At 72.6% G+C, this 8941-nt stretch carries 7 protein-coding genes and 2 pseudogenes; 2 read left to right on the top strand and 7 right to left on the bottom strand.

Annotated elements, in window-relative coordinates; all coding sequences use genetic code 11:
* The 5 genes from ABD308_RS19320 to ABD308_RS19300 form a co-directional block, all read right to left on the bottom strand.
* On the bottom strand, positions 1 to 1064 hold a 1064-nt coding region (locus ABD308_RS19320), incomplete at its 3' end, for a carbamoyltransferase family protein (RefSeq protein WP_344336196.1).
* The gene (locus ABD308_RS19315) at positions 1061 to 3325 is read right to left on the bottom strand and encodes an iron-containing redox enzyme family protein (protein WP_344336194.1); all 2265 of its coding nucleotides are present in this window, start codon (positions 3323 to 3325) and stop codon (positions 1061 to 1063) included. The genes ABD308_RS19320 and ABD308_RS19315, both read right to left, overlap by 4 nt.
* A gap of 130 nt (positions 3326 to 3455) precedes the next feature.
* Positions 3456 to 4502, bottom strand: a complete 1047-nt coding sequence (locus tag ABD308_RS19310) for an SGNH/GDSL hydrolase family protein (protein WP_344336192.1) — start codon at positions 4500 to 4502, stop codon at positions 3456 to 3458.
* Positions 4499 to 4771, bottom strand: coding sequence for an acyl carrier protein (locus ABD308_RS19305; protein ID WP_344336190.1), 273 nt, complete (start codon positions 4769 to 4771; stop codon positions 4499 to 4501). The genes ABD308_RS19310 and ABD308_RS19305 overlap by 4 nt, the downstream gene beginning before the upstream one ends.
* Before the next feature lie 48 nt (positions 4772 to 4819).
* A complete protein-coding gene (locus ABD308_RS19300; RefSeq protein ID WP_344336187.1) occupies positions 4820 to 5635 on the bottom strand; it encodes a class I SAM-dependent methyltransferase in 816 nt (271 codons plus the stop codon).
* Between the two features lie 480 nt (positions 5636 to 6115).
* On the opposite strand from ABD308_RS19300, the gene ABD308_RS19295 reads away from it, so the two are divergent.
* Together ABD308_RS19295 and ABD308_RS19290 are read left to right on the top strand one after the other, a co-directional pair.
* Entirely contained in the window at positions 6116 to 7489 is a 1374-nt protein-coding gene (locus tag ABD308_RS19295) for a cytochrome P450 (protein ID WP_344336184.1), read from the top strand.
* Positions 7490 to 7509: 20 nt separating this feature from the next.
* Positions 7510 to 7762: pseudogene (locus ABD308_RS19290) on the top strand (IS1380 family transposase); the annotation flags it as partial.
* A 56-nt stretch (positions 7763 to 7818) separates the two neighbouring features.
* Here ABD308_RS19290 and ABD308_RS19285 read toward each other — a convergent pair.
* Together ABD308_RS19285 and ABD308_RS39735 are read right to left on the bottom strand one after the other, a co-directional pair.
* Positions 7819 to 8250: a methyltransferase gene (locus tag ABD308_RS19285; RefSeq protein ID WP_344336260.1), complete on the bottom strand. Its 432-nt coding sequence runs from the start codon at positions 8248 to 8250 to the stop codon at positions 7819 to 7821.
* 62 nt (positions 8251 to 8312) lie between these two features.
* A pseudogene (locus ABD308_RS39735) lies at positions 8313 to 8798 on the bottom strand (methyltransferase); the annotation flags it as partial.
* Positions 8799 to 8941: the final 143 nt, after the last annotated feature.

Below are 8941 nucleotides of genomic sequence, written 5' to 3'. Positions count from 1 at the left end.
GGCGCCCCGCGTTCCACGGCGACAGACAGGGCCGCCCCCAGCGCCCCGCCCGCGTCGCCGGCCGCCGGCTGGACCCAGAGGTCGTCGAAGATTCCGGACCGGGTGAGCGCCCCATTGGCCACGCAATTGAGCGCCACCCCGCCGGCCAGGCACAGGCGCCGCTCGCCCGTCGCCTCGCGCGCGCTGCGGGCGAGGCGCAGGAGCACCTCCTCCAGAACCTGCTGGACGGACGCCGCGAGGTCGAACTCGCGCTCGGTGAGCGGCTGCTCGGGGAGTCGACGGTCACCGCCGAAGAGTGAGGCGAAGGCCCGGCCCGTCATCACCCGGCCGTGCAGGTAGCGGAAGAACCGCAGGTCCAACCGGAAGGAGCCGTCCGGCTTGACGTCGATCAGCCTGTCGCGGATCAGGTCCGCGTAGCGGGGCGAGCCGTAGGGCGCGAGCCCCATCAGCTTGTACTCGCCGGAGTCCACCTTGAAACCGCAGAAGTACGTGAAGGCGGAGTAGAGCAGTCCCAGTGAGTGGGGGAACCGCAGCTCCGCGACCTTCCGCAGCCCGGCGTCGCGACCGTGCCAGATCGTGGTGGTGGCCCAATCTCCGACGCCGTCCACGCACAGCACCGCTGCGGACGCGTACGGACTGGGCAGGAAGGCCGAAGCGGCGTGCGACTCGTGGTGCTCGCGGCAGACGACCTCCGGTGCCGGACCGTCCCCGAGCTGCGCCAGCCGTTCACGGACGACCGCGTCCGCCCGGCGCTTCCAGGACAGCCACGACGGCACGGTGTCGTAGAAGGACCGGAACCCGAAGGGGACCGTGCCGCCGAGAGTGGCCAGGACCCGGCGGAACTTCAGGGCCGGGTCCTCGTAGTACGCGATGGCCGCGATGTCTCCGAGCCCGGCCCCCGCCTCGCGCAGGCAGTAGCGGACCGCCTGGGCGGGGAAGGCCGGGTCGTGCCGCCTGCGGCTGAACCGCTCCTCCTGCGCGGCCGCGACCGGCACCCCGTCGGCGACCAGCACGGCGGCGCTGTCGTGGTAGAACGCCGATATCCCCAGGACCAGTTCGCTCATGTCCCCGCTCCCCCGTGCCGCCGGCCGCGTCCCGGGAGCTTCGACTGGAGCACGCTGCCCAGCCGGCGGGCCCCGGTCGGTCTTCCCGGCCCCCGGGCTTCCGCGGGCAGGTCGAGCGAGCGGAATCCGGCCCTGACACGGTCCCAGGCCGCCTGCTGTTCCTGGGCGCCGGGGACCGAGGAGAGGTACGCGTCGATCGCGTCGGCGGCCCAGGCCGAGTGCCCGGTGGCCACGTTGTCGATGGTGTTGTGGATGTCGACGAACCTCGTGCTGAAGCCGTACTCGCGCAGTGCGAGGTGCGCCCGCCGATAGCCGCCGCCGACACCGGAGAGCTCCATGGCCAGGTTCAGGCCCAGGATCTCGGGCGTGAAGGTCCGCGGGTACCGCCCGATGCCGAGCCAGTGGACAGGCAGTTCGAAGGAGCTGTCCTCGAAGCCGGGCCACCGGGCGAACTCCTCGGAAGCGGTCGGCGGAAGATGCACGCCCATCTCGGCCAGGCCCTCCCGGTAGATCAGCGGATGGTTCAGGCTCGCCGCACCGTTCCCCAACTCGTCCCAGTACGTCTGGAAGAGAAAGTGCCCGTGTTCCGACGAGGCGAGCCCGTAGTCGGTGAAGCCCTGGAGCCATGCGCCGTCGATCAGGGTCAGCGGTGCGAGCTGGATCGTGGATTCGATCAGCCTCTCCTTGGAGGGCAAGGGGTCGCGCGAGGACATTTCGAAGTCGGCGTGGTGCCGGTCGTGTTGGTCCAGCAACCAGGGGCGGATCCCCTCCGGGGTCCACCGGCGAGGCAGCCCGCCCGGATCTCGGCCGTCGGCGCGCCGGGCCCGTTCCAGTCGGCCACGCACGTGGTCCTGGGCGAACCATCGCAGCCCTGGGGTGTCCGTGCGGTTCTGGAGGGCGCGGTAGGCGGCTCTCAGGTCCGCCGGACCGGAGGTGTCGGTGAGGGATGCGGCAGCCGTGGCGGCAGGTGAGGCGGGGGAACCGGGCCTCGTCGGGCGCGCCCCGAACAGGGCGGGAACGGGATAGGTGTCGATCGGAGCGGCGACCCGGCCGGGATCGGGCACGCTGCGGTCGGCCGGCAGCCCGTCGATCCAACGGCGGATCACTCGCAGATCCTCCGGCGCGAAGATCCGGAACATCGGACCCCGCTGAAGCACCAGCCCGTTCACCAGGCGGCTGCGGTCGGAGTCGCCCGGGCGCACCAGGTCGCTGGCGGCCAGGACCGCCAGGAACGCGGAGGCGTCCTGCCGGCACTCCCGCAGCCACTGGGAGAGCGGGCGACCGCCGAGCACGACGCGGTCGTGGTAGACCGCACCCTCCCGTGCCCGCGAGCGCAGCAGCTCGGCCATCTCGTGGGCGGGATCGTCGACCGCCCGCAGTTCGGCCCGCAGATCGCCGCTCCAGCGCCGCAGCGCCCCCCACGCCCACCCGAAACCATCCAGGACGCGACGGGCGGCGCCCGGATCCGTCCGCAGATACTCGCGCACGGTGAGCCAGCCGGGCTCGTCGTCGGCCGGTCGCGGCCCAGGCTGCGCCCCCGGGGCCTGCGACGGCCGGGGGCCGGGGCCATCGGTCCTCCCTGCCGGCTCCGGGCCGTGGGGCAGCACCGCCCGTGCCAGGGCGAGCGGCGGCAGCTCCCCGATGGTGCGCAGGCACAGGTCGGCGCCGAGGATCTCCGGTTCGAAGTCCCCAGGTCGCCGGCTCATGGCGAGCAGCAGGGCGGGGAGGTAGAAGTGACGGTCGGCGATCCTGCGGTCCAGGGACAGGCGCGAGGCCGGCTCCGCGTACTCCGACACCCGGGCACCACGTAGCCACGCCACGTAGGCGTCTCCCCGGGAAGCCCGTGGATGGCCGACGCCGACGTCGGCCGCGTACAGGCCGAGCACGCGCAGGGTGTGCGGGCGGTCCCCGTTCCCAGGCGCGCTCAGCCATTGGAGCCAGGCCCCCGCTCGCACGGCGAGCGGCGCGCAGGCCAGGGCGACGCGGCGCGCCATGGCCTCGGCCGTTTCACCTTCGCCGCACGGCAGGCGCAGGTATTCGTGGCGCTCGCTGGACGCCCAGCAGGCGACTTCGGACCGCAGTTCCGCAAGATCGTGACGCGCGGCGTCCGCAGGGAGGAGTCCGCGCAGTTCACCGCGGATGGCGTCGCACGATCCGTCGTCCGGGAAGAACTGTTCCGGGTTGGTGACCTGCGAGTAGAGGGATCGACACGCGGCGCCGTGCGGCGCCGGTGCCTCGGTTGCGACCTCCGTGGTACGCATCCGCGACGCTTCCTTTCGGACGGGAACTCAGAACATGGGGTAGACCGAGCCGTCGTTCCTGCGGCGGGCCTTGCGGCGCCGCCACCGGGCTCTGATCATCCGGACGAAGCGCATGGGTGGGGCCTCTCTCTCATGAGAAGTCGAACTGTTCCGCCAGGATCCTGGCGAAGACGTCACTGCCCCGGTCGGTGAAGTGCCCCCGGTCGACGAACAGCCAGTCCTCGGAGGTGGTCGCCGCCGCGATCAGCGGCGCTATCTCAAGGAAGCGCACGTCCTGCTTCTCGCAGACGGCCCGCAGGGCCTGCCCGTACTGCCGGCCGGCGTCGAGGGTGCTGATCTCGCCGAACATCTCGTCCAGGGGGACGCCGAGGTCGGACAGCTTGTCCAGTTCCTTGAAGAGGAGGGCCTCCTCCGGCGAGGGCCGGTCACGGACCCAGGGCGCCAACGGGGTCAGCACGTAGGACAGGCGCGCGCCGGCGGCCTCGGCGAGGACTCGCCAGCTACCGAGGTGGCGATCCGTCAGGGCGGTCGCCCGGTCGATGAGGTGGGCGAGGTCGTAGGTCTGGCCCGAGCGGGGCCGGGTCACCGGGACATGGTCCTGCGCACGGTCACCCCGGTTCCAGAGCCGGCGGCCCGGGCGCCGGTACCGCAGCCGCAACTGCTCCATCAGCTCGAAGTACTCGTTGCAGTAGAAGAACGCCCCGTGCTCGCCCTGGTGCGCGTCGGGCAGCCGAGACAGCAGCAGGTTGTTGACACCGGAGAGGATGACGATCTCGTCGACTGGCGGCAGCAGGTGGCGGTGCAGCAGCATCAGCATCAGCTCCTGGACGGAGTTGTAGCTGCGTCCGCTGAAGTTGAGCCATGGGGCCGCGGGTGCGTAGCGGGACGACAGGTAGGAGGGGATGGTCGTGGCGTCGCTCGTGGCGCCGATGCCGAGCGCGACCGAACTGCCGACGAATAGGCGGATCGGACCGGGACCCAGGTCGTCGCCGGGCGAGACACGGCCGTCGCCGCTGTGGGTGTAGCGGAAGCCGAATCGGTCGGTGTTCAGCACGTCGGACCGGTAATCGGCGTGGTTGAAGTACATCAGGTACGGCAGGTAGCGGGTGTGGCCGCGGTTGTCGAAGTCGTCGTACTGCTTCATCTGCGGAGTCAGCACGTCCCGGTGGAGCTTCATGACCGGCCCTTCTCACCCGTCGCCACGACGTAGGCCTCGACCAGGTCGTCGACGGTCCGGACGGTGCCCGTGGGCAGGCCTCCGCCGAAGGGGTCCACGCCCAGCTGGTCCTCCAGGTCGATCGTCACGCGCGCGAACACCAGGGAACTGACGCCGATCGCGGTCAGGCTGTCCCCGCCGTTCACCTCGGGGGAGCTGACCCCCTCCTCCTGGAGTACTTCCGTGATCACCGTGATGACCACCTGCCCGATGTCGGTCCGGTCAGTCATGGGCCTCTCCCGCTTCTCCGGGGACGCGGCCCCGGCTCGTTCGCGTGCTCACCGGGGCTTGGTCGCGATCAGGCGCAGCGTCTCGACGTTGATCCCGGTGACGCCGTTCTGCTCGATCCACGCCTCGCACCGGCGTCGGACACGGTCCCCTGCGGCCTCGCCCAGTTCCTCCTGCAGTTGCCGCAGGCCGCTGCCGTGCACGATCGGCCACCAGGCCTGCGGGGAGGCCAGGCGGATGGCTCGCCTGTCCGTGCTGACCACCGCACCGGGGATCCCGGCCTGCTCGAACAGGGAGAGGACGACGTCCGGGTCGTCGGTGCGGGTCCAGGGCAGGTAGGTTCCCACTCCCGGGAGCTCGGCCTCGCAGGCCTCGAAGAAGACGGGTCTGACCGGGTCGAACAGGCGCGGGCCGATGGTGGTGACCGCGAGGGTCCCGCCGGGGCGGACGTACGACCAGAACGAGGCGAGGCTGCGCGCCATGTCCCGGGCGAAGTAGAGGCCGAGCGAGCAGTTGACGATGTCGAAGGAGGCGTCGCCCTCGGGGAGCGCGTCGATGTCGCCCTCCCGCACGATGACGTGGGCGAAACCGCGCTGTGCGGCCCGCTCCCGGGTGAGCGTGCGCATCTCCTCGAGCACGTCGACGGCTTCCACGCAGCCACCGGACCCGACGCGCTCGGCCAGGCGCAGGGTCATCGGTCCCGGACCGCAACAGAGGTCCAGCACCCGCAGGCCGGCCCGAAGATCGAGGTGGGCGATCGTCTCGTCGGAGATGAACCCCCAGAACTCCTCGGCGGCGACGGCATAGTCCTTCGACACGGTCCGGTAGGTCGTGGTGGTGTCGAAGCTCTCCAGATCCTTGCTCACTGCACCTCCCTGTGCAACGGGGCGGTTCCGTGTTCCGCCACGGAATACGGGGCGAGCGCACCCGCTGCGGCTCGCGGTTGCGGCCGCGTCTTTCGCCTCACCAGTCAAAGACCTCGCCTGAAGGCCTTTAAGGGCTCCACCGACCCGGAGCTGTTGAATTCCAAGAGGTGTTGAACCGCCGTCGAGGCCCCGTCCGACCTGCCCAGTGCCGGACGGGTGCCTCCTAACAGACGGTGACGGCGAGGGCCGGGTCCGCGGTGATGCCGGCGGCGACGGACGGTACAGACCTGGCGGCACGGCCGCTGTGCCACGGGAAGGACAGGGGCGAGACACGGACTGGGAGCGAGACACCCCGTCCCGCCCCGTCGGCTGCTGCGGTGCCCTCTCCTCGCCGACCGTGGAGTTGGAGTCGGACGGCAGCACGGCCGCTCCTTGCGACGGGCCGCCGCGGCCCGGCAAGGACGAACACGGGGAGGCCCCATGGGAACGCGGCCCGCCGCAGGACGGCGACAGACCTGTGAGGACGGCTTCCGGGCGGGCACGGCCCCCGGCGGCCTGCCGCTGCTGGGCCACGCCGCGGCCCTGCTGCGCGACCCCCTGGGCTGGATGGCGTCGCTGCCCCGGCACGGCGACCTCGTGGAGATGCGGATCGGCCTGGCACGGGTCTTCGTCCCCTGCCACCCCGAACTCGTCCACCGCCTCCTGGTCGAGGACCGGACGTTCGACCGGGGCGGCCCCGTCTACGAACGGCTCCGCGACGTCCTCGGCGACAGTTTGAGCACCTGCCCCCACGCCCGGCACCGCGCCCAGCGCAGGATGCTCCAGCCGGCCTTCCGTACCGAGCGCCTGGAGGTGTACGCGGAGGCCGTGGGGAAGGCGGTCACCGCGGTCACCGCGGAGTGGACCCACGGGCGCGGCATCGAACTCACCCCGGCGCTCTACGAGATGAGCCTCTCGTCGACCATGGCGGCGATGTTCGGCACGCACACGGCCACCGCCTCTGTCGAAGAACTGCGGCGGGCGATCTCGGAGGTCATGCGCGGCATCTACCTGCGGGCCGCCTCCCCGCTGCGGCTCGACCGGCTGCTGTTCACCGCGGGCCGCCGCTTCGACCGGGCCCACACGGTCCTGGCCGGCGCGATGGACCAGGTCGTGGCCCGCCGCCGGGCCGCCGGCACCGGGCCCGGCGACGCCCTGAACGCGCTGATGACCGCGCACGGCCTCACCGACACCGAACGCCGGGAGCACTGCGCGGGCCTGCTCATCGCCGGCTCGGAGACCAGCCCCGCCGCCCTCGCCTGGGCGGTCGTCCTCCTCGCCCGGCACCCCGACGTCGAACGCCGGCTCCACGCGGAAGCCGACCGGGTGCTCGGCGGCCGCACCGCCCGCTGGGAGGACCTGCCCCGGCTCACCCTCACCCGGCGGGTCGTCAAGGAGACCCTGCGGCTCTACCCCCCGGCGTGGATGACCACCCGGGTCGCCGCCACAGACGTCGAGGTCGCCGGCACCCTGGTGCCGCGCGGCTCGACCCTCATGTTCTGCCCCTACATGGTCCACCGGAACCCGGCGGTGTTCGACCACCCCGACGACTTCCGCCCCGACCGCTGGACTCCGGACTACGAACGCGGCCTGCCCCGCGGGGCGTACGTCCCCTTCGGCGGCGGCGCCCACCTGTGCATCGGCAACCAGGTCGGCACGGTCTTCACCGAGCTGGCCCTGGCGACCCTCGCCGGACGCTGGCAGCTGACTCCTGAACCCTGTGCCGATCTGCGCCCCTCTCCGCGCGCCGCGATCATGCACCCGCGGCGCCTCGACGTCCGTCTGCAGGAGCGATCGGCGCCGCGTACCGACTAGCCTCGGGCTTTCACCAGCCAGCCGCCGACGGGACCCACGACTTCCTGAACTGGCTTGTCGCGCGGGGCCGGTGGCTGCCCTACTCGGTCGGGATGACGATCACCGACGCCGTCCACCACGCCGTTCTGCAGGTTCCGGCCTCGGCCTGGACCTCGGCGGTCGAACCCGACGGCCAAGTCCGCGACGGCGCCTGGATCGCCGAACTCGCCGGCGACTTCCTCATTGGCTGTCCCGCCGGGATGCGGCTGATCGTGCGCAGGGAACGAGATCCATGTAGGGGTTTCGCTTTCTCTGTACATCCGGGGGGACTGTCCGCACCATTCTCCTGGTCACCCGGCGTTCGGAGCGTCACCACCCCCCTGCTGACCTGCGCGATCGCGCGGCGTGGCGGAGGCGCGGGCGTGCAGGAGGGCGGCGTCGAGCGGGAGCGGGGCGTGGCCGAGGAGGTCGAGGCCGGCGGCGGCGAGCAGGGCGGCGTAGTGGTCGGCGCGGCGTTCGCGGCCGCCGACGTTGCACATCATGTGGAGGTCCCAGGCGGTGGCCAGGGAGGGCGAGCCGTCGGCGGGCAGCAGGCGTTCGAGGACGAGCAGGTCGGCGTGGGCGGGCATCGCGCGGGCGCAGTGGCGCAGGATCTCGCGGCAGCGCCGGTCGGGCCAGTCGTGCAGCACCCGGGAGAGCAGGTAGACGTCGCCGCCCTCGGGGACGTCGGCGAAGTCACCGGCGCGGAACTCGCAGCGGTCGGCGCAGCCCGGCGCCGCCANNNNCCCGCCTCGACGGCGTGCGGGCGTTCCAGCAGGACGCCGCGCAGGCGGGGGTGGGCGGTGAGGACGCGGGCGAGGAGTTCGCCGTTGCCGCCGGCGACGTCGACGACGGTGGCGCCGGCCGGTGACCGGGCCGCGGCGGTGAGGACCGGGTGGGCGGGGACGGGGTCGAACATCCGGGCGCTCGCCGCCATGGAGCGGTCGAAGAGGTCGGCGAGCCCGGGGTCGCGGGCGAAGTGGTCGAAGTGGTTCTCGCCGAACAGGTGGTCGAAGGCGGGCTCGCCGGTGCGGACGGTGTGGTCGAGTTCGCCGAAGGAGCGGTAGAAGGGGCCGCCGTACAGCAGGGCCAGCGGGCGCATCGAGCCCGGGGCGTCCTCGCGCAGCAGGGCGCCGAGGGCGGTGAGGCGGTGGCCCTCGCCCTCGGGCGCGACCACACCGAGCATCGCGAGGTAGCGCAGCAGGGTGGCCAGGGCGCGGGGGTGGGTGCCGGTGCGGCCGGCGAGGGTGGCGGTGGGCGGGGCCGCGCCGTCGGCCAGGGCCTCGGGCAGGCGCAGGCGGGCGAACGCGGCGAGGGCCTGGGTGGTCCACGCGCCGGTCAGCAGGCGCAGCAGCGCCTCGGCCGGCGGGCGGTCGGCGGGGGCGGCCGTGCGGTCGGCGGAGGCGCGGCGGTCGACGGCGGCGGCCAGGTGGG

This window comes from Kitasatospora putterlickiae (genome assembly GCF_039527695.1).
Classification (GTDB): Bacteria; Actinomycetota; Actinomycetes; order Streptomycetales; family Streptomycetaceae; genus Kitasatospora; species Kitasatospora putterlickiae.
Note: the sequence above shows the minus strand (reverse complement) of the source record. Positions and strands in the feature narration are given on the sequence as shown.

What these genes read in the sequence shown, in the direction of transcription:
- ABD308_RS19315 (WP_344336194.1), bottom strand. Translation starts at nt 3,325, where the DNA reads ATGCGTACCACGGAGGTCGCAACCGAGGCACCGGCGCCGCACGGCGCC.
- ABD308_RS19310 (WP_344336192.1), bottom strand. Translation starts at nt 4,502, where the DNA reads ATGAAGCTCCACCGGGACGTGCTGACTCCGCAGATGAAGCAGTACGAC.
- ABD308_RS19305 (WP_344336190.1), bottom strand. Translation starts at nt 4,771, where the DNA reads ATGACTGACCGGACCGACATCGGGCAGGTGGTCATCACGGTGATCACG.
- ABD308_RS19295 (WP_344336184.1), top strand. Translation starts at nt 6,116, where the DNA reads ATGGGAACGCGGCCCGCCGCAGGACGGCGACAGACCTGTGAGGACGGC.